Source organism: Salinirubellus litoreus (genome assembly GCF_037335815.1).
Lineage (GTDB): Archaea > Halobacteriota > Halobacteria > Halobacteriales > Haloarculaceae > Salinirubellus > Salinirubellus litoreus.
Genome location: NZ_CP147841.1, coordinates 721,898 through 739,753, shown reverse-complemented (window position 1 = coordinate 739,753; position 17,856 = coordinate 721,898). Strand labels below are relative to the sequence as shown.

Annotated in this window: 20 protein-coding genes; 13 read left to right on the top strand and 7 right to left on the bottom strand. The window is 70.0% G+C overall.

Going from position 1 to position 17,856, the window contains the following annotated elements; genetic code table 11:
* The first annotated feature begins 103 nt into the window (after window positions 1-103).
* The 6 genes from WDJ58_RS03705 to WDJ58_RS03680 all read left to right on the top strand — a co-directional run bounded on the left by WDJ58_RS03705 (window position 104) and on the right by WDJ58_RS03680 (window position 4,241).
* Entirely contained in the window at window positions 104-1,063 is a 960-nt protein-coding gene (locus WDJ58_RS03705; RefSeq protein ID WP_338916277.1) for an alpha/beta fold hydrolase, read from the top strand.
* A 106-nt stretch (window positions 1,064-1,169) separates the two neighbouring features.
* Complete coding sequence (locus WDJ58_RS03700; RefSeq protein WP_338916276.1) at window positions 1,170-1,379, top strand: YgaP-like transmembrane domain; 210 nt, start codon at window positions 1,170-1,172, stop codon at window positions 1,377-1,379.
* Window positions 1,380-1,529: 150 nt separating this feature from the next.
* Entirely contained in the window at window positions 1,530-2,012 is a 483-nt protein-coding gene (locus tag WDJ58_RS03695; protein WP_338916275.1) for a hypothetical protein, read from the top strand.
* On the top strand, window positions 2,009-2,407 hold the full coding sequence (locus WDJ58_RS03690; RefSeq protein ID WP_338916274.1) for a hypothetical protein: 399 nt from the start codon (window positions 2,009-2,011) through the stop codon (window positions 2,405-2,407). Before WDJ58_RS03695 ends, WDJ58_RS03690 begins: the two co-directional genes overlap by 4 nt.
* A 249-nt stretch (window positions 2,408-2,656) precedes the next feature.
* The gene (locus tag WDJ58_RS03685) at window positions 2,657-3,238 is read left to right on the top strand and encodes an NADPH-dependent FMN reductase (RefSeq protein ID WP_338916273.1); all 582 of its coding nucleotides are present in this window, start codon (window positions 2,657-2,659) and stop codon (window positions 3,236-3,238) included.
* Window positions 3,239-3,332: 94 nt separating this feature from the next.
* Complete coding sequence (locus tag WDJ58_RS03680; protein WP_338916272.1) at window positions 3,333-4,241, top strand: winged helix-turn-helix domain-containing protein; 909 nt, start codon at window positions 3,333-3,335, stop codon at window positions 4,239-4,241.
* A gap of 49 nt (window positions 4,242-4,290) precedes the next feature.
* Here WDJ58_RS03680 and WDJ58_RS03675 read toward each other — a convergent pair whose 3' ends face one another.
* Window positions 4,291-5,694, bottom strand: coding sequence for a cytochrome P450 (locus WDJ58_RS03675; protein WP_338916271.1), 1,404 nt, complete (start codon window positions 5,692-5,694; stop codon window positions 4,291-4,293).
* A gap of 121 nt (window positions 5,695-5,815) precedes the next feature.
* Window positions 5,816-6,109: a hypothetical protein gene (locus WDJ58_RS03670; RefSeq protein WP_338916270.1), complete on the bottom strand. Its 294-nt coding sequence runs from the start codon at window positions 6,107-6,109 to the stop codon at window positions 5,816-5,818.
* Window positions 6,110-6,357: 248 nt separating this feature from the next.
* On the opposite strand from WDJ58_RS03670, the gene WDJ58_RS03665 reads away from it, so the two are divergent.
* A complete protein-coding gene (locus tag WDJ58_RS03665) occupies window positions 6,358-7,098 on the top strand; it encodes a competence/damage-inducible protein A (protein ID WP_338916269.1) in 741 nt (246 codons plus the stop codon).
* Window positions 7,099-7,139: 41 nt separating this feature from the next.
* Here the strand turns inward: WDJ58_RS03665 and WDJ58_RS03660 are convergent, their stop codons facing one another.
* Window positions 7,140-7,634 carry a protein-tyrosine phosphatase family protein gene (locus WDJ58_RS03660; RefSeq protein WP_338916268.1) on the bottom strand — a complete coding sequence of 165 codons (495 nt, stop codon included), beginning with the start codon at window positions 7,632-7,634 and terminating at the stop codon, window positions 7,140-7,142.
* A gap of 145 nt (window positions 7,635-7,779) precedes the next feature.
* On the opposite strand from WDJ58_RS03660, the gene WDJ58_RS03655 reads away from it, so the two are divergent.
* Together WDJ58_RS03655 and WDJ58_RS03650 are read left to right on the top strand one after the other, a co-directional pair.
* A complete protein-coding gene (locus WDJ58_RS03655) occupies window positions 7,780-8,514 on the top strand; it encodes an SDR family NAD(P)-dependent oxidoreductase (RefSeq protein ID WP_338916267.1) in 735 nt (244 codons plus the stop codon).
* A gap of 104 nt (window positions 8,515-8,618) precedes the next feature.
* Complete coding sequence (locus tag WDJ58_RS03650) at window positions 8,619-9,107, top strand: pyridoxamine 5'-phosphate oxidase family protein (protein ID WP_338916266.1); 489 nt, start codon at window positions 8,619-8,621, stop codon at window positions 9,105-9,107.
* A 27-nt stretch (window positions 9,108-9,134) separates the two neighbouring features.
* Here the strand turns inward: WDJ58_RS03650 and WDJ58_RS03645 are convergent, their stop codons facing one another.
* The 4 genes from WDJ58_RS03645 to WDJ58_RS03630 all read right to left on the bottom strand — a co-directional run bounded on the left by WDJ58_RS03645 (window position 9,135) and on the right by WDJ58_RS03630 (window position 12,117).
* The gene (locus WDJ58_RS03645) at window positions 9,135-10,154 is read right to left on the bottom strand and encodes a threonine ammonia-lyase (RefSeq protein WP_338916265.1); all 1,020 of its coding nucleotides are present in this window, start codon (window positions 10,152-10,154) and stop codon (window positions 9,135-9,137) included.
* A gap of 45 nt (window positions 10,155-10,199) precedes the next feature.
* The gene (locus WDJ58_RS03640) at window positions 10,200-10,589 is read right to left on the bottom strand and encodes a cupin domain-containing protein (RefSeq protein ID WP_338916264.1); all 390 of its coding nucleotides are present in this window, start codon (window positions 10,587-10,589) and stop codon (window positions 10,200-10,202) included.
* Window positions 10,590-10,673: 84 nt separating this feature from the next.
* Window positions 10,674-11,021, bottom strand: a complete 348-nt coding sequence (locus WDJ58_RS03635; protein WP_338916263.1) for an SHOCT domain-containing protein — start codon at window positions 11,019-11,021, stop codon at window positions 10,674-10,676.
* A gap of 109 nt (window positions 11,022-11,130) precedes the next feature.
* Window positions 11,131-12,117: a hypothetical protein gene (locus WDJ58_RS03630; protein WP_338916262.1), complete on the bottom strand. Its 987-nt coding sequence runs from the start codon at window positions 12,115-12,117 to the stop codon at window positions 11,131-11,133.
* Window positions 12,118-12,376: 259 nt separating this feature from the next.
* Here WDJ58_RS03630 and WDJ58_RS03625 point away from each other — a divergent pair, with 259 nt between their 5' ends.
* From WDJ58_RS03625 to pstB, 4 genes are all read left to right on the top strand, one after another.
* Entirely contained in the window at window positions 12,377-13,627 is a 1,251-nt protein-coding gene (locus WDJ58_RS03625) for a PstS family phosphate ABC transporter substrate-binding protein (RefSeq protein ID WP_338916261.1), read from the top strand.
* A 73-nt stretch (window positions 13,628-13,700) separates the two neighbouring features.
* Window positions 13,701-14,822, top strand: coding sequence for a phosphate ABC transporter permease subunit PstC (pstC, locus tag WDJ58_RS03620; protein WP_338916260.1), 1,122 nt, complete (start codon window positions 13,701-13,703; stop codon window positions 14,820-14,822).
* Window positions 14,822-16,468 carry a phosphate ABC transporter permease PstA gene (gene pstA / locus WDJ58_RS03615; protein WP_338916259.1) on the top strand — a complete coding sequence of 549 codons (1,647 nt, stop codon included), beginning with the start codon at window positions 14,822-14,824 and terminating at the stop codon, window positions 16,466-16,468. The genes pstC and pstA overlap by 1 nt, the downstream gene beginning before the upstream one ends.
* Window positions 16,469-16,471: 3 nt before the next feature.
* The gene (gene pstB / locus WDJ58_RS03610; protein WP_338916258.1) at window positions 16,472-17,428 is read left to right on the top strand and encodes a phosphate ABC transporter ATP-binding protein PstB; all 957 of its coding nucleotides are present in this window, start codon (window positions 16,472-16,474) and stop codon (window positions 17,426-17,428) included.
* Window positions 17,429-17,856: the final 428 nt, after the last annotated feature.

Below are 17,856 nucleotides of genomic sequence, written 5' to 3'. Positions count from 1 at the left end.
CGGTACGTCCCGGGTTGCTCCGACGGGCTCAGCCGTCCGACGCGAGCGGGAGGCCCCGGCCGATACCCGAAGACCCATGCCCGAGTCGTCTCGGCTACGGCCCATGGGACGACTCGTCGACCTCCTCACCGACCGGCTCGGTGGCCACCCGACCCCGGAGACGGACGTTCCGGACGACGAACGCGCCATGCTCTCGCTCGCGGCCGACGCCGCGGAGAACCCTCGGACCGTCTCCCTCTCGGACGGGCGCGAACTGGGGTACGCCGAGTTCGGCGATCCCGACGGGACGTCGCTGGTGCTCTGTCACGGCTTCCCGAACTCGCGGGTATTCGGAGCACTGTTCGACGCGGTCGGCCGCGAGGTGGGCGTTCGGGTGATAACGCCCGACCGACCCGGGATGGGCGTCTCGGATCCCGACCCGGACCGGTCGCTGACCGACTGGCCCGCGGACGTCCGCGACCTCCTCGACGCGCTCGACGTCCGGCGGACCGCGGTGCTGGGTATCTCAGGGGGCGGGCCGTACGCGCTCGCCACGGCCGCCCTGCTCGACGACCGGGTCACCCGCACGGGCGTCGCCTGCGGCGTCGGGCCGATGGCGTCGGTCGGCCTCCGTGAACGGGCCTGGTACTACACCGCGCGGTTCGCCCCGCCCGCCTCGAAGCTCGCGCTGTGGCTCCTGGGGCGGCGGGCGACGCGCGACCGCGAGTCCTTTCTCGAATCGCTCGCCGAGGACGCCGCCCCGGCCGATAGGGCGCTCTGGACGGGGGAGGTCGGTCGGGTCGTCCACGCCAGCATGGTCGAGTCGACCCGCAACCACGGTATCGACCCCCTCGTCCGCGAGACGACCATCTACGGGAGCCCGTGGGGGTTCGACCTCGCCGACGTCGGGGTCCCCGTCTACCTCTGGTACGGGAAGGCGGACGCGCTCGTTCCCCCCGAGATGGGCCTGTACCTCGCCCGGGAGCTCCCCACCGCGGAGGCGCACGTCTACCCCGACCTCGGCCACCTCTCGGTCTTCCGGCGGAACGAGACCGCCATCGTCCGTGCGCTGACCGGCCGTTGATCCCGCCGGCTCGCACTCGACACCGCCCCGTTAGGCGTCGACGAACGCGACTCCGGGTCGCCGGGGCCGGGGGATATAGGTGGCCCGCGACCGTCGGGATTCACGCATGCCAGACCGTAACGTCGGCGGGGTCGACCGCCTCGCCCGTGCCCTGCTCGCCGTCGTCCTGACCGTCCTCGCCGTCCGCGCGCTCCGCTCCGGGCGGCGGTCGGCCGCCCTGCTCGCCCTCCTCGGTGCCCTCGGCGCGGGGTTCAACGCCACGACCTGTTTCTGTGGGCTGAACGCCGCGCTCGGGCGCGACACGACCCGGGAGTGATAGGGACCATCGTAGCCAGCTGGAGGATTCGACCGTTCGACGTGGGTCGCGGGGCATGATTCCCGGCAGGGGATCTACGAACTACGACGATGATCCCTATGATCTGACCGCAAGCGGGCCCCTCTTGGGGCTCCCTGACCTACGTCTCGCGTGGAGTACGCCGCCTTCGTCGAGGTCTACGACCGCCTCGCGGCGACGGATTCGACCATCGAGAAGCGGGACGTCCTCGCGGCGGCGTTCGCCGACGCCGGCGACCTGCTCCCGCGGCTGGTCACGCTCGTCCGCGGCCGGCTGGGACCGGCGTACGACCGGCCCGACCTCGGCGTCTCCTCGAAGCTCACGCTCGAAGCAGTACTGAAGGCCACCGACGCCTCCGAGGAGGTGGTCCGCGAGCGGTGGCGCGAGTCGGGCGATCTGGGTGACGCGGCGGCGTGGGCCGTCGGGCAGGGGGGCCAGCAGACGCTCTTCGCCGAACCGCTGACGGTCGAGCGGGTCCACGACCGGCTCCTCTACCTCACGGGGCGGGGTTCGAGGGCGAGGGAAGCCAGGGCCGCCGAGTCGACACACTCGCGGGACTGCTCGCCGACCGGGCGGGGCGGACGACCTACACGACCGCCGCCGTCCGCCGGGTGAACGAGGTGGTCGAGTCCCACCTGGAGGTCGAGTTCGCCGTCGATCCCTACACGAGCGACGTTGACCTCGGCCCGGAGGACGCGCTCGTCCTCCCGATGACGACCGCCCGCATAAACTGGGTCGACCAGCTCGCCTCGGAGACGGGCGCAGTGAAGGCCGGCTTCTCGGGCTTGGCCGTCGACGACGCCTTCCGGTTCCGCGGGGACTACGACGTGACCTTCCCACTCTCGGATCACTGTGACTTCACCGAACTCCGGGAACTCGTCGGGGCGGTCGACCCCGATCGGGTCTACACCCAGCACGGCTCGGCGGCGGTGTTCGCGCGGACGCTGACCCGTGAGGGGTACGAGGCGACGGCCCTCCGGGAGAACCAGACGTCGCTGGGTGATTTCTGAGTTGTCTGCGATCCGGCCGACGCCCCCGGGCGCTTCCGGTCGCGCGGGGCTCCACCAGTCAGGGTGGCGAGCCGGCCGGTCGGTGAAACGCGTTTCACCCGTGGACGGTTTCGCCCCCCCAGCCGTGCCCGGCTCGTGACGCGAAGGATGCCGAACGACCCCGTTCCGAGGATATGTATGATATATTAATAAAATAGGGTTCACCGAGCGAATAAGTGGGTAAAGTCCGTCTATACTGACGTGACAGAGATGACACGGAACGTGCACGTCGTGGCGATCAGTGGCAGTCTGGCCGACGACAGCGGTACCCGGGCCGCGCTCGGGGAGGCCCTCTCGGCGGCCGAACGCGCGGGCGCACGGACGACGCTCGTCGATCTGCGCGAGTACGACCTCCCGACGTTCGACGCGGACGACCCGGACGCCGGCGACGCGCCGGAACTGCGCCGTCGATTCCGCGAGGCCGACGCGATCCTCCTCGGGACCCCGATGTACCACGGCTCGTTCAGCTCGCCCCTGAAGACGGCGCTCGACTACACCGGGTTCGACGAGTTCGAGGGGACGACCGTCGGGCTCCTCGCCGTCTCCGGCGGGGGGTTCCCGACGACAGCGCTCTCCGGGCTCCGGACGGTCGTCCGGGCGCTCGACGCCTGGACGCTCCCCCTCCAGGTCGGGATACCGGACTCCGCGGAGCGGTTCGACGACGGCGAACTCGTCGACGACCCTCTCGAAGAACGGGTGCGTCGGCTCGGTACCGAGCTCGTCCGCTACGCCGGGGTCGAGCGGTACCCCGAGCTGAACGACCGCACCGCCGAGCCCATCGGTGCCGACTGATCCGGTGAACCGTTCGGCCCGAGGGGGATCCGAGGAAGGTCACCGACCAGGCGGTACCGGGAACTATTACGCGCCGTCCGAAACGGGGGGTGAGATGCCCGAGGGCCCGGACGGGTCGGCGGCGACGCTCGACCCGAAGGAGGCGTTTCAGCTGTTCAGCCACGAGCTGCGGCTCGATATCCTGCTCGCGCTCCGGGAATCCCCGGACTACTCGCTGGGATTCGCCGAACTCCGGCGGGCGGTCGACGAGCGTGACTCCGGGAAGTTCACCTACCACCTCGGGAAGCTCAGAGGTCAGTTCGTCAAGCGCGTCGGTGACCGGTACGCGCTGCAGTACGCCGGTCACCGCGTCATCGACGCCGTCCGGAGCGGCGTCTTCCACGAGTCGCCGTCGGTCGATCCCGTCGCGGTCGAGGGTGTCTGCCCCCGATGTGGGACGACGCCGACCTTCGCGTACGAGGAACACCTCGCCACCGTCGCCTGTCCGTCGTGCGAGACGAAGCTCGTGGAGTACCCGTTCGACCCCGGCGGGTTCCGGGACCGCTCGCTCGGGGAGGCCGTGACGGCGTTCGACCGCCGGACGAAGTACAAGTGGCGGTCGGCCTCCGGGGGCGTCTGCTTCGTCTGTGCGGGCCGCGTCGACGTCGAGTACGCCGACTCGGCGGCGGACCTCGACCACCTCGATCGATACGACGACTACTTCGCGGAGGACCACCCCGCGGTCCTCGAACTGGGCTGTCGGAACTGTAGCTTCTACAGCTACCTCCCCGTCGGCGTACGATTACTCGACGCCGCTCCGGTGGTCGGTCGGCTCGCCGAGCGGGGCGTGGACGTCGATGCGCGTCCGCTCTGGGAGCTCCCGTTCGTCACCGAGGCCGCGCGTGTCACCGTTCGGGAGCGCGAGCCGTGGTCGGTGCTCGTCGAGGCACTCACGCCTGGCGGACGGCTCGACGTCCTGCTCGACGACGACGCGACCGTCGAGTCGGTGACCACCCACCCCTGAAGGGTCCCACTGGGACCGCCGCTGGCGTTCTCCCCCGTCGGTCGCCGGATCAGCGCTCGGTGACGAGGAACTCCTCCCCCTCCACCATCCGGAGGGTCATCCCCGGCGAGACGGGCGGTTCGCCGTCGGGCTCGTTCTCGCCGATCCAGTAGAGATCGTACTCCCTGCCGATGGTGGCGAGCGCGAGTTTGGCCTCCAGCAGCGCGAACTCCCGGCCGATACAGACCCGGGGCCCGCCGCCGAACGGCGCGTAGGCGAAGTCGTGGAGTTCGCGCCGGAGATCGCCCGTCCAGCGCGAGGGTCGGAACTCGTTCGGCGCGTCGAAGAAGCGCGGGTCGCGCTGCACCAGGCGTATCTCGAGGAACACGCGCGAGTCGGCCGGGATCCGGTAGCCGTCCACGGCTACCTCCTCGGTGGTCACCCGCGGGAGGACGTACACGGGCGGGAAGAGCCGGAGCGTCTCGGTGATGACCCGCTCGGTCACCTCGAGGTTCGACAGATCGTCGACCGTCGGCGGGCCGTCGAGGCGATCGACCTCCTCGTGGAACCGCTCGCGGACCTCGGGGTGGTTGGCGAGCGCCCAGCAGGCGAACGTGAGCGTCGTGGTGGTGGTGTCGTGGCCGGCGAAGACGATCGTGACCATCTGATCGCGCAGGCGCTCGTCGGTGAACGTCCCCCGGTCGACCGCGCCCGCCCGTCGGAGGCCGACGAGCAGCGAGAGGAGGTCCTCGGCCTCCGCGGGGTCGGTCGGCGGGTCCGCCCGGCGCTCGGCGAGGAGCCGGTCGGTCTCCTCCCGGATCGTGGCCTTCGCCGCCCCGAACCGTCGTCTGGAGGGCGTCGGCACCCACGGCGGCAGGAGGTACGACGTCGGGACGAACCAGGCGTGGAGGTCCTCGGCGGCCTCCCGGAGCCGGCGGTCGCCGTCGAGTTCGAGCTCCCGTCCGAGCACCGTCGCGAACAGCACGTCGAGGGTCATCCGCCTGAACTCGCGCTGGAGGTCGAGCCGGTCGCCGTCGGCCCACCGCCGGCTCCGGCGTTCGATCCCCTCGATCATCCCGTCGGCGTACCCGAGGACGCTGTCGCGGGCGAACAGCGGCCGGAGCGCCTCGCGTTGCCGGTGCCACTCCTCGCCCTCGACGGTGAGCAGTCCCTCGCCGAACGCGATGCGGAAGTCCTCGGACTTCCCGAACGCCCCGCGCTCGGTCAGGAGCGCCCGCTTGAGGTGCTCGGGGTGGGCGAAGTGGTAGTCGTCGCCCATGGCGGGACGACGCAACCGGACCACGTCGCTCGTGTCGTGTGCCCGATCCGCGAATCCGAGGAGATCCCGCATCTGTCGGATGGCGTGCAGCGAGGGGTGGCCGAGGTTCGGCGGGTACGGCGGGAGCGACAGGTCGCCGACCCGTGGCTCGTCCTCCCCGTCCCGTGGGGTCTCCTCGTCCGTCTCGGTGCCCATGTCACGAGAGGGATCTCCTCGAAGTATAAGTGCCGTGTTACCGCACGTCGTTGGGGTGCATCCCCCGGTCGCCCCCCCGGGCGACAGTCCACGCCCGCCGAACCGTCCCGCGGGACGCGGCTCAGGCCCCGGAGTTCGTCGGGAACGCCGGGGCGTACCGTCGCGGCGCGTGATCGGTCGTCCGTCGCCGAGCGGTACAGAGCCCCTTCGAGGCGAGTTCGGAGATCGCCTCGCGGATCTCCGCTCCGGGGAGCAGCGTCCGCTCGCGGATCTCCGACTCGGTGAGCGCCTCGTCGGCCTCCACGAGCTCCCTGAACACGAGCTCGGCGATCAGGGAGGGCGCGTCGTCGGTGCCGCGTCGTGCCCGCGCCGGGCCGGTCGCCCGGTCCTCGTTCGGGAAGGTTCCGGTGGACATGGTTCGAGGCACTCCCGGGGTACGTATGAACCTAGAGGAGCGTTCAGTTTTTTCGCGATCGTTTATATCGTTCAAAACCCGGATAGAGGGTGTCAGGTCCCGTACGCGGCGGTCTCGACCGAACACGATCCCCGACCGGGCTGGCCGGCGTCGCACGACGTCCGTCCGACGCGGAATCTCGGTGTCGGGTCCCGACCCGGGGTCCGGTGACCGCAGGCTTTTGCTCGTGGCCGGCCTCGACTCCCCCGATGGAGGTTGCCGTGCTCACCGTCGGTGACGAAGTGCTCGCGGGCGACATCACGAACACGAACGCCCAGTGGCTCGCGGAGCGGCTGACCCGGGGCGGCGCGACGGTCGTCCGCATCCTGACCGTGCCCGACGACCGCGCCCTGATCGCGGAGACGGTCGCGGAGTGGTCGGCCGCGTTCGACGCCGTGATCGTGACCGGCGGGCTCGGCGGCACCCACGACGACGTCACGGCCGACGCCATCGCCGACACCTTCGGCCGCGAACTCGTCGTCGACGACGCCGTCCGCGAGGACGTCATCGAGACGGTGGCGGCCTACCGCGACCGGAACCCCGAGACGGTCGAGGCTCACGACATCGACATCGACGTCGACGCGTGGGCCGCGTTACCGTCCGGAGGACGTGCGCTGATCAACCCCGAGGGTCTCTGCCCCGGCTGCGTCGTCGAGAACGTCTACGTCTTCCCGGGCGTGCCGGTCGAGATGAAGGCGCTGTTCGAACTGGTCGAGGCGGAGTTCGAGGGCGACACCGTCTCGGAGACGCTCTACACCCCCCAGCCCGAGGGCTCGATGGTCGGCGTCGTCGGGGACGCCCGCGACCGGTTCGAGGTGGCGGTCGGGAGCTACCCGGCGACGGAGGGACACAACCGGATCCGCGTGAGCGGGACCGACCCCGACGTCGTCGCCGAGGCCGTCGCCTGGCTCTCCGAGCGGGTCGAGATCGCCGCGCCACCCGAGGAGTAGCACGGCCGCCGTCCTTCCGTTCTCGTCGAGTGCCGTATCGGTTACGCGGACTCCAGCAGGTCGTGGAGCTCCGCCTCGGTCGCGTTCCCCTCCCGTACCGCCTCCCGCGGCGCTCGTGGCATGGGGCCCGTCTCCACGAGGTCGATGGCCGAGGCCGGCGTGTGACCCCGCTCGCAGACCAGCCACGCCGCGGCGACGACGCCCGTCCGACCCAGGCCGGCGTTGCAGTGGAGCGCGACGCGCCCGCCCTCGTCGATCGTCGTCCCGATCAGGTCGACCGCCCGCGCGAGCCGCCCGGGCGCCGGGAGGTGGCGGTCGCGGATCGGGACGTGGGCCGTCCGGAACGCGTCGTCGTACGCGTCGGGTAGTCCCCAGCGTCCGGCCTCACCCTCCGAGAGGAGACAGACGACCGTCGTGACCTCTCCGTCGGCCAGGATCCCGAGCCACTCGTCGAGCCCCCCGCCGAGGTGGCCCGGGCGGCACGCCCCGTAGACCGGCGCGTCCCCGTCGATCGGTCCGAAGTGCGCGCGGTTCATCTCGCCACCCCCGCGGGCCGCCGTCCACGGTCGGTCCTGTCGTCGGTCGTCGTCGCGTTCGACACGACCCGACGGAGACGACGCCGGTACTTGAACCCGACTCCGGTGGACGAGCTTTCATCACCCCCGGGACCGAGGAGCGCCCATGCCAGCACTCGAGGACGAGGTCGTGGTCGTGACGGGCGCGAGCCGCGGGCTCGGCCGGTCGATGGTCGAGCGGTTCGCCGAGGAAGGCGCGCGAGTGACGCTCACCGCCCGCGACGAGGAGCGGATGGAACGGGTGGCAGAGGACCTGTCCGGTGAGTCACTCGTCGTCCCCGCGGACGTGCGCGACGCCGACGCGGTCGAGCGGGTCGTCGAGCGCACGGTCGACCGATTCGGCCGTCTCGACACCCTGGTCAACAATGCGGGTGTGAGCATCCTCGGGATGCAGGACTCGCGCAAGCGCCTCGTCGACGTCGCCGAGTCCGAGTGGGACACCGTCCTCGGGGTGAACCTCAAGGGGACGTTCCTGTTCACCCGGGCGGCCCTCTCGTATATGTTCGAACAAGGTCGTGGCAACGTCGTCAACGTCTCCTCTGGGCTCGGCCGGCGGGCCATCGCGGGTGCGGGGGCGTACGTGAGTTCCAAGTGGGGTCTCGAGGGGCTCACTCGCGTCACGGCTCTCGAGGGTGCGGACGACGGCGTGAACGCCAATGCTCTCGACCCGGGCGGCCGGGTCGACACCGACATCTGGGCGCACCTTCCCGACGACGAGCGGGCGGAGATACTGCCGCCGGACGTGATGGACGATGCGGCCGTCCTGCTGGCCGCACAGGGGCCCGACGGCGTCACCGGCGAATCGTTGACCGCCGAGGAGTGGGAGGGACGGCTCGGGTAGGAACCGTCGACCACTCGCCGTTCCGGACTGCCGAGACCGCTCGTTCCCCGTATCCGGTAACTGGTCGCACACCTCATGTAGCTCGGCGACCATCTTTCCACGGGATGACCGTCGACGAACTCGAATCACACGGGCTGGTCAGGATGGACGACGGGGAGATCCGGGGGTTCCTGTCGAGTCAGAGCACGGGCGTGCTCGGGCTCCCGGGCGAGGAGGCTCCCTACATGATCCCGATGTCGTACGGCTTCGACGGGGAGTCGCTCTACTTCACGTACGTCCTCGGTAGCGAGAGCCGGAAGGCGGAGCTCACGTCCGAGAACGGGATCGCGAGGTTCCTCGTCTACCGGGCGGACACGGCGTTCAACTGGCAGAGCGTGCTGCTGTCGGGCGTGGTCGAGGCGGTCCCCGGGACGGAGCACGACGACGTGCTGGAGGCGGTGCAGGTCGCCTGGCGGCCGGAGCTGTTCGAGCGTGCCGGGGAGACCGAGGCCGTCGAGCTCTACCGGTTCCGCGTCGAGGACTGGACGGGCATCAAGCACACCGGCCTCCCTCCGGGGTTCGAGGGCACGCCGCCGGGCGCGGAGTCCGGGTGACCCGACGATCCCGCCGGGACCTGCCGCTCACCCCTCGTCGACGATCGCCCGGAACTTCTCGGGGTCGACGTTCCGTCCCGAGATCGGGAAGACGACCGTCTTCCCCGCGATCTCCTCGCGCATCCCGTCCATCGCGGCCACGCTCGCCGCGCAGGCCCCCTCCATGACGACGGTCTCCTCCAGGAACAGCTCCCGGATCCACTCCCGGAGCGCGTCGTCGCTCACGAGCCGGAAGTCGTCGAGGCGCTCGCGGAGGAGCCGGGTCGTCATCGCGAACGGGGAGCGCGTGGCGATCCCCTCCGCGAACGTCTCCATGCGGTCGTGCGGGTCGAGGCCGCCGTCGCGCCACGCTGCGTGGACCGCGGGGGCGGCCTCGGACTGTGCGCCGATCACGCTCGCGTCCGTGAGCGCCCCCACCGTGAGACAGTAGCCGGCGGCGCTCGATCCGCCCCCGACGGGACAGAACAGGTAGTCGATTTCGGGCAACTCTTCGACCACCTCGATCCCCGCGGTGCCGACGCCGGCGACCAGCGCCCGCTCGTTCGCAGAGTGGACGAGCCGGTAGCCCTCCTCGACGGCGAGCTCCTCGGCGTGCTCGCGCGCGGCGTCGAACTCCGGGCCGTGCTTTACCACTGTTGCCCCCAGCCGCTCCATCGCCCGCACCTTCGAGGGGTTCGCCTCCGCCGGGACGACGATCGTGATCGGAACACCGAACTCCCGGCCGGCGTAGGCGATCGACTGGCCGTGGTTGCCGGTGCTCGCGGCCACGAGGCCGGGGTCGCGGAACTCCTCGTCGAGCCGGGAGAGGAGCGTCAGCCCCCCGCGGACCTTGAACGCACCAGTGGGGAGGGTGTCCTCGCGCTTGAGGTAGACGTCCGCGTCGAACCGCGCCGAGAGGGGTTCGCTCCTGACCAGCGGCGTCCGCGGGAGGTGGCGGTCGACGACCTTCCGGGCGCGGTAGACGTCCGCGGTGGTCGGCGGCGTCAGATCGTGGTACGGGAACACCGTCGTCGCATCGGGGGACTCGACCGGCTCGTACTGCGTCATGCTGGAGGGTGCTGCGCGGGGGCACTAAGCAGTAGCGTCCCGTCCCTACTCGCCGTCGCCGTCACCGAACCCCGCTCCCGTCTGGCGGTACTCCGGTCGGGGTGGGCTGAAGATATCGAGGACGACCGCGCCGTCCTCCCCCGCCCGGATGGTGTGTTCGACGCCACCCGGGGTGTGCCAGAACTCGCCCTCGGTCGCCTCGACCGCCTCGCCGCCCTGGGTGCGCGTGACCGATCCCTCCAGCAGGTAGCCCCACTGCTCCTCCTCGTGGCTGTGGAGCTGTCCCTCGGCGTTCGGTTCGAGTTCGACGAGCGAGAGCATCGAGTGCTCCCCGGCGAAGATGCGGGCGTCGAGCCCCGGCGCGAGTTCGCGCTCGATACCCCGTTCGTCGGTCGGTTCGAACAGCCACGGCGGCCGGGAAGTGTCGTCTGTCATCAGTGGACTGTACGCTCCGACTCGCCCCTCTTATCTCTACCCCCGACGGGGGCCGTTCGTGGCGAATCGGTCTCGCCGGCCCGGCTACGGTTCGACGGCGAGCCGGTCACGGCGGCGCTCGAACTCCTCGTCGTCGATCTCGCCGCGGGCGTACCGCGTCTCCAGGACCGTCCGCGCGTCGGACTTCCCGGGGCCTCGTTCGTCCGGCGCTCGTTCGTCGAGGCGTCGCAGGGCGAGGTACGCCAGGCCCCCGGCGAGCGCCGCGAGGACGACTAGCCAGAGGAGCGTCGGGAACAGCCCCGCTCCACCGGCACCCCAGGGCATCGCACCCCAGCCGCGGCCCCCACCCGGTCCCATCGGCCCGTGCGGGCCCATCGGTCCGTGGGGGCCGTGCGGTCCGACCTGTAACAGGAGTCCGGTCACGTCGATCATGGCTGTCACCACTCGGATGGTGGAGTCTCGCGACGAAGAACGCTGTTCCGATTCCCGGTCCGCGGGAACGGCCGGCCGGTCCGCGATCCGGAGGCTCGACTGCCCCCCGCTACGCCGCCCCGAGCGCCTCGCGGTGTCGTTCCAGCTCCGCCTCGACCTCGCCCCAGGATACGGGGGGAGCGAACCGGTCGAGCGCGTCCTCGAGTTCGTCGAGCCGGTCACCGAACCGATCGGTCCACGACGGACGGGTGAGTCCGTCGAGCCGTTCCTCCAGGTCGCGGCACTCACCGTCGAGTTCGCCGAGTCGCGTGCCGAGTTCGTCGAGTCGGTCGTCGGATCCTTCCCGATCCGGCCACGCCCGGAGGTCGTCGAGCTCGGCCTCGATGTCCGTGACGAGGAGCGCGGTCACCCGCGTCCGGAGCGAGGCGTCCGCCCAGACGACGCCCGGATCCGCCGGGAGGGACGAGGACGCTCCCTCGCCGTCGTCCGCGTCCAGGTCGTCGGCCGTCCCCGACAGCGCGGCCAGCGACCGCTCGACGGCCTCGATCTCCGCTTCGAGCTCCTCGTACCGCGTCCCGGGGTCGGTGAGCCACCGGCCGAACTCCTCGGCGTCCACCCCCAGCTCGTCGGCGGTTCGGTGGAGTTCGTCCGCCTCCGCCCTGACCTCGCGGAGGCCGGCCGCCACCTCGTAGGCGTTCGCACCCGCCCCGCGCCGGTCGATGACCTCGCGGAGGTCGGGTCCGAGCGCGCCGATCGCCTCCTCGGCCGCCTCCAGGCGGGACTCGTACGTCCCGATCCGCGTACGCACGGTATCGAGGTCCGACACGCCCTCCGCCTCGGCGGTCCCCTTCGCCTCTTTGACCTCCATCGCGGCGAGCTCGATCCGGGTTTCGGGCGTCGAGACGACCTTCGACACCTCCTCGAGTTCTTCCTCGATCGCCGCCTCGCTCACGACGCCGTCCTCGGTGACGGTATCGAGCGTCGCCCGTACCGTCCCCCGGTCGCGCGAGTCGTCCTCGGCGAGGACCGCCTCGACGGCCTCCTCGACCGGACGCCCGATCAACCGCGGACCACCCGACCCCTCCTCCTGGCTCATGGCCGGGGGTTGGCCCTCCGGTCCCGTTATAGCTTCCGTCGACGACCGCCCGGTCCCCTCGTAGCGTTCGGTACGGGTGCCGTGTGGTATATACTCGTACGCTCGGTACCCGGGGCGTACGTCCCGGTACCTCCCGGTATTTCCGGGGTCGGAGAGGTACGTCCGGATACCGGCGGATACCCGGAGCGACGTACCGAGTGGGGGGGCTCGGGACCCCTATTATAAACGAGTTTAATTAGATATCTCCTGGACTCACTCGATGACACGCGAACCGGAGCGGTCGCGAGAGGGGGTATCACGGCGGAAGTTCATCGTCACCTCGGGTGCCATCGGGGCTGCCGGTCTCGCGGGGTGTACGGGGAGCCAGGATGGCGGCGACGGTTCCTCCGGCGACGGGTCCGATGGCTCCTCGGGGGGCTCGACGCCGACGGAGGCACCCGAGTCGACGCCGACCGAGGCGTCGGGCGACGGCTCGTCCTCCAGTGACGGCGGCGACGGCTCGAGTATGGACACCTCGCTGCTCAACGCCGAGGGATCGTCCACGGTCTACCCGATCTCGAACAAGGGGAGTTCGTACTGGAACTCCAACGCGCCGCCGAGCGACGGCGAGTACTGGGGCTCGAACGACGAGGGCAGCGTCGCGGGATGGGACGAGATCCAGACGGACATGCTGCTGGCCGACTACTTCGCCCAGATGTTCGGCTTCGAGCCGACCGAGCAGCGCTCGGAGCCGCCGTTCCCGACGACGGTCGGCCTGAGCCACTCCGGCACCGGCTGTGAGGCGGTCGTCGACGGGCTCGTCGACATCGGCAACTCCTCCGGTCCCATCACCGCCGAACTCGACTGGAGCGAGGAGAAGGCCGACGAGACGGTCGTCGACCACGTCGTCGGTCGCGACGGCCAGCCGGTCGTCGTCAGCCAGGACGTCCACGAGGCGGGCATCCAGCAGCTCACCGGCGAGCAGATCCGGGCTATCTTCCAGGGCGAGGTCTCGAACTGGAACGAGCTCGAGGGCATCGACTACGACCAGGAGATCTACGTCATCGGTCGCGCCGAGGGTTCCGGGACGGACACCTCGTTCCGGCTGAACATGCTCGGCGACGCCGACGCGCCGATGGAGGTCGACACCCGGCAGGGACAGAACCAGCAGGTCGCCCAGCTCGTCCAGCAGAACGAGGGGGCCATCGCGTACATGGCCCTCGCGTTCACGAGCGAGTCGGTCATCCCCATCGCGATCAACTTCGAGGGGACGACCTACGAGCCCGACCCGGACGCGGAGAACACCATCTTCGACAGCGCGTACCCGCTCAACCGCGACCTCCACATGTACACGCTCGTCGAGGAGAGCAACCCCGGCGGCGGCGGGACGAGCCGGAAGGAGGCCGCGTTCCTCAACATGTTCCTGACCGAGTTCGGCCAGCAGGTGTTCGTGGTCGACAACAACTACATCCCGCTCCCGACGAGCGACCTCGAGGCCGAGAAGGAGAAGCTCGCGGAGCTGATGCCGTAATCGGTTTCGCTTAGACCGGACGGCGAATCGACTCCGTTCGATTTCGAGCCCGAAATTAGCTACACTACACGACATGGTAACAGGAACGGAACGGATCGGGGCGAGCCTCCGACGTCGGGTCCGGCGCACGCGGGAGTTCGTCGACGACACGGAGCCGGCGGCGCTCGCCACCGTCTCGGTGGTACTGCTCGCGCTGGTGGCGGCGTTCGCCGGTTTCCTGCTGGTCTCGTCGCTCACGGTGCTCCCGTTCGCCGTCTTCCTCCTCGCGACGGGGTACGGCTGGATCCGCCACCAGGAGCTGATCGCGCGGGCGCTGACCCTGGCGATGACGGTGTCGACACTCCTGATACTGGGGCTCATCATCGTCTTCATCTTCGTCGAGGCGGTCCCGGTCTTCCGGTACGAGAGCGCGACCGTGTTCGGCGTGACGGTGCCGGGCCTCAGGATGTTTGTAGGGACGCGCTGGGACGCCGTCTCCGATCCGGTCCGGTACTCGATGGTGCCGATGATCCACGGGACGGTGATGGTGACGGTCATCGCGACGGCTGTCGCCGCGCCGCTGGGCGTCTCGGCGGCGCTGTTCCTCTCGGAGATCGCGCCCGAGACGGTCCGCGAGGTCGTCAAGCCGGGCGTCGAGATCCTGGCGGGGATCCCCTCGATCGTCTACGGGTTCATCGGCTTCACCGTCCTCAGCCCGTGGGCTTCCGACCAGTTCGACCTGACCGGCCAGGGGACCTACCTGTTCGTCGGCATCGTGGTCGGGCTGATGGCCCTCCCCACCGTGGTCTCGGTCGCCGAGGACGCGCTGTCGAGCGTCCCCGAGTCGATGAAGAGCGGGTCGCTCGCGATGGGGACGACCGACTGGCAGACGATGACCAGCATCACGCTCCCGGCGGCCTTCTCGGGGGTCTCGGCGGCGGTGCTCCTCGGCGTGGGCCGGGCCATCGGCGAGACTATGGCGGCGACGGTGATGCTCCGGGGCGTTCCGAGGCTCACCGAGCCGCTGATGAACGTCTTCTACGGTCAGGAGACGCTCACCTCGCTCATCGCGCGCAACTACGGCGAGGCCGACGGCCTCCAGATGGACGCGCTGTTCGCCGCCGGCGTCATCCTGTTCGTCACCGTGCTGTTCATCTCGATCGGCTCGCAGTACATCGAGTGGCGGATGCGCCGCAAACTCGGGGGTGAGGTCTGATGGGGAGCGCGACGGACACCGAACGAGGGACGCGGCTCGTCAGGGAGGAGACGACCGGCGCGGGTGCGGTCGCGGCGGGCGCGGTCGGGCTCTCGGCGGTACTGTTCGTACTCTCGCTCGCGGCGATCGCCGAACTGGTCGTCATCAGCGAACCCGTCGCCGGCGTGCCGGTGGTCAGCCTCATCGGCGGCCTGCTCGTCCTGCTCGGTCTCGCGGTGATCGGGCTGGGTGTCGGCTCGCGGCTCGGCTACCTCTCGACGGATCCGAGCCCGAGCGCCGGGCTGATCGCCGGGTCGGTGGCGGGGATCTCCTGGTTCGTGATCGCCGGCGGGTTCGCCTCCGAGACGCTCGGCTTCGGCCCCGTCGGCGGGGTACTCGGTGGCCTCGCGCTCGGCGTGTTCGCGTTCGCGGCGACGGCACTCCCCCGCGAGGACGTCGGCTCGACGGTCCCAATCGGTGCCCTGCCCGTGCTGGCGGGGCTCGTCTTCCTGACGGACGTCATCGGCCCCTCCTGGGTGTGGAACCTCGGCTGGGAGCAGTCGGCCTCCTTCACCGCCGAGTTCGTCATCCCGTCCGTGACGCTGTTCAGCGCGCTGTTCGCCGGCTGGGCGGCGGCGAAGGCCTACGGCGGGTTCGGCGCGCGCGGTCGGCACGCGGGCGCGTACACGCTCGTCTACCTGAACGCGGTCTCCATCGTCGCCTTCCTGTTCGTCCTGGTCGCGTTCGTCGTCTTCAAGGGCGTCCCCGGGCTGTTGACCGGCGTCCAGCTGGGCGCGGGGACAGGCCCCACTTCGACGGTCGTGCTGCTGGGGAACGAGATCAGCTTCACCTGGCCGTTCAGCGTCCCGTTCGTGATGAACGGCGTGGCGCTGCTGAACGACTACCAGGGCGTCCTCCCCGCCATCGTCGGGACGATCTGGCTCGTCATCGGTGCCGTGCTGTTCGCGGTGCCGCTCGGGGTCGGCGCGGCGGTCTTCCTCACCGAGTACGCCGAGCGCGGCCGGTTCACCCAGGCCGTCGAGGTCGCCACCAACGGGCTCTGGAGCACCCCGAGCATCGTCTTCGGGCTGTTCGGCTTCGCGTTCCTCGTCCCGCGGTTCGGGAACCAGAAGTCGCTGCTCGCGGGGATGCTCACCCTGGGGTTCATGCTGCTCCCGCTCGTCCTCATCACCTCGCGCGAGGCGATGCTCGCGGTCCCCGACGAGTACCGGGACGCCTCGGCCGCGCTCGGGGTCACGCGGTGGCAGACTATTCGGAGCGTGGTCCTCCCCGCCGCGCTCCCGGGTGTCGTCACCGGCGTCATCCTCGGGGTGGGTCGGATCGCCGGCGAGACCGCACCCATCCTGCTGACGATGGCCGGCGGCACGTTCGTCCCCGGCGGACAGACGGTCGACGTGATCGGCGGGTTCGAGTTCACATCGGTGCCGCCGTTCGTCGCCAACCCCGAACTCCTGCAGGCGACCTCGGCGCTGCCCTACCAGCTGTTCGCGCTCATCACGGCGGGCGTCGGGCTGGGGGACAGCGTCGCGGACCCCGAGGGGTTCCGGTGGGCGACCGCGCTCGTCCTGCTCGTCGTCGTCCTGTCGTTCTACGCGGTCGGCATCGGTGCCCGGTACTACTTCCGGCGGAAGCTCCGGCACGACTGAACCATGAGTGAAACCCCCACGACGAGAGAGGTGAGCGGAACCGACCAGCAGACCACGACCCGTGCGGACGAACGGACGGCGAGCGGTACCGATCAGCCCCTCCGGACGGTCAGCGGCGAGACCGAGGAGGAGGTCCGCGAGGAGTGGATCGACTACCGGTTCGACGGCGAGGCCAAACTCGCCGCCGAGGCCCTCGACGTCTACTACGGCGACGACCATGCACTCAAGGGCGTCTCGATGGAGATCCCCGAGAAGAGCGTGACGGCGCTGATCGGACCCTCCGGGTGCGGGAAGTCGACGTTCCTGCGGTGTCTCAACCGCATGAACGACCGCATCGGCTCCGCCCGTATCGACGGCTCGGTGAAGCTCGACGGGACGGAGATCTACCAGGACGGGGTGGACCTGGTCGAGTTACGGAAACGTGTCGGCATGGTGTTCCAGTCGCCGAACCCGTTCCCGAAGTCGATCCGTGACAACATCGCCTACGGGCCGCGCAAGCACGGCGACATCGAGAAGGGGCTGCTCGCGCGGCTGCTCGGCCGGAGCGACGAGGAGAAGGAACGCGAGCTCGTCGAACGGTCGCTCCGACAGGCCGCGCTCTGGGACGAGGTGGAGGATCGGCTGGACGACAACGCGCTGGGGCTCTCTGGCGGCCAGCAGCAGCGGCTCTGTATCGCTCGCGCATTAGCGACCGATCCGGACGTGATCCTGATGGACGAGCCGGCCTCCGCACTCGATCCGATCGCGACCTCGAAGATCGAGGACCTCATCGACGAGCTCTCGAAGGAGTACACGGTGGTGATCGTCACGCACAATATGCAGCAGGCGGCCCGTATCTCCGATCAGACTGCGGTCTTCCTCACCGGCGGCGAACTCGTCGAGTACGACGACACGGACGTGATCTTCGAGAACCCGGAGAGCCAGCGGGTCGAGGACTACATCAGCGGCAAGTTCGGGTGATCCCGGCTCCCCTCGGTGACGGGTCCGCTCTCCTCGCGTTCCCGACCCCGTACGGCGGTGTCTCGGGGTAAGTCCCGTCTACGCGACTCCCTCGTCACGTCCCCGGGAACCGCCGGTCCACAGGGTGTCTCTACGGATCTCGAACCGATCAACTGCGAGCGGCGTGTCCCCGTCGCGACCGACGGACGTCCCGGACTCGAGTGATCCTCCCCGGTCCCGGTCGGATCCCGTCGGCACCGTCCACCGTCGAATCGGGCTGACGGACCCCTCTCCGGCGTAGCTACGTCGGGACGAAGGACCACCGTCAGTGGTGGGGTCTGTCCTGCTACAGACGACGGGATGGCTCAAAGCGAGGGTCCGCGACCATCCGGATGATCTATCCCTGCGGCTTCGGGAGTCTACCGTTCCGGACGACTACTCCGTGCGCT

Bases quoted from the DNA above. Each gene is read 5' to 3' on its own strand.
- WDJ58_RS03665 (WP_338916269.1), top strand. From the start codon at position 6,358: ATGGAGGTTGCCGTGCTCACCGTCGGTGACGAAGTGCTCGCGGGCGAC.
- WDJ58_RS03670 (WP_338916270.1), bottom strand. From the start codon at position 6,109: ATGTCCACCGGAACCTTCCCGAACGAGGACCGGGCGACCGGCCCGGCG.
- WDJ58_RS03630 (WP_338916262.1), bottom strand. From the start codon at position 12,117: ATGAGCCAGGAGGAGGGGTCGGGTGGTCCGCGGTTGATCGGGCGTCCG.
- WDJ58_RS03625 (WP_338916261.1), top strand. From the start codon at position 12,377: ATGACACGCGAACCGGAGCGGTCGCGAGAGGGGGTATCACGGCGGAAG.
- WDJ58_RS03700 (WP_338916276.1), top strand. From the start codon at position 1,170: ATGCCAGACCGTAACGTCGGCGGGGTCGACCGCCTCGCCCGTGCCCTG.
- WDJ58_RS03635 (WP_338916263.1), bottom strand. From the start codon at position 11,021: ATGATCGACGTGACCGGACTCCTGTTACAGGTCGGACCGCACGGCCCC.
- WDJ58_RS03660 (WP_338916268.1), bottom strand. From the start codon at position 7,634: ATGAACCGCGCGCACTTCGGACCGATCGACGGGGACGCGCCGGTCTAC.
- WDJ58_RS03645 (WP_338916265.1), bottom strand. From the start codon at position 10,154: ATGACGCAGTACGAGCCGGTCGAGTCCCCCGATGCGACGACGGTGTTC.
- WDJ58_RS03675 (WP_338916271.1), bottom strand. From the start codon at position 5,694: ATGGGCACCGAGACGGACGAGGAGACCCCACGGGACGGGGAGGACGAG.
- WDJ58_RS03705 (WP_338916277.1), top strand. From the start codon at position 104: ATGGGACGACTCGTCGACCTCCTCACCGACCGGCTCGGTGGCCACCCG.
- WDJ58_RS03680 (WP_338916272.1), top strand. From the start codon at position 3,333: ATGCCCGAGGGCCCGGACGGGTCGGCGGCGACGCTCGACCCGAAGGAG.
- WDJ58_RS03685 (WP_338916273.1), top strand. From the start codon at position 2,657: ATGACACGGAACGTGCACGTCGTGGCGATCAGTGGCAGTCTGGCCGAC.
- pstA (WP_338916259.1), top strand. From the start codon at position 14,822: ATGGGGAGCGCGACGGACACCGAACGAGGGACGCGGCTCGTCAGGGAG.
- pstC (WP_338916260.1), top strand. From the start codon at position 13,701: ATGGTAACAGGAACGGAACGGATCGGGGCGAGCCTCCGACGTCGGGTC.
- pstB (WP_338916258.1), top strand. From the start codon at position 16,472: ATGAGTGAAACCCCCACGACGAGAGAGGTGAGCGGAACCGACCAGCAG.
- WDJ58_RS03640 (WP_338916264.1), bottom strand. From the start codon at position 10,589: ATGACAGACGACACTTCCCGGCCGCCGTGGCTGTTCGAACCGACCGAC.
- WDJ58_RS03655 (WP_338916267.1), top strand. From the start codon at position 7,780: ATGCCAGCACTCGAGGACGAGGTCGTGGTCGTGACGGGCGCGAGCCGC.
- WDJ58_RS03650 (WP_338916266.1), top strand. From the start codon at position 8,619: ATGACCGTCGACGAACTCGAATCACACGGGCTGGTCAGGATGGACGAC.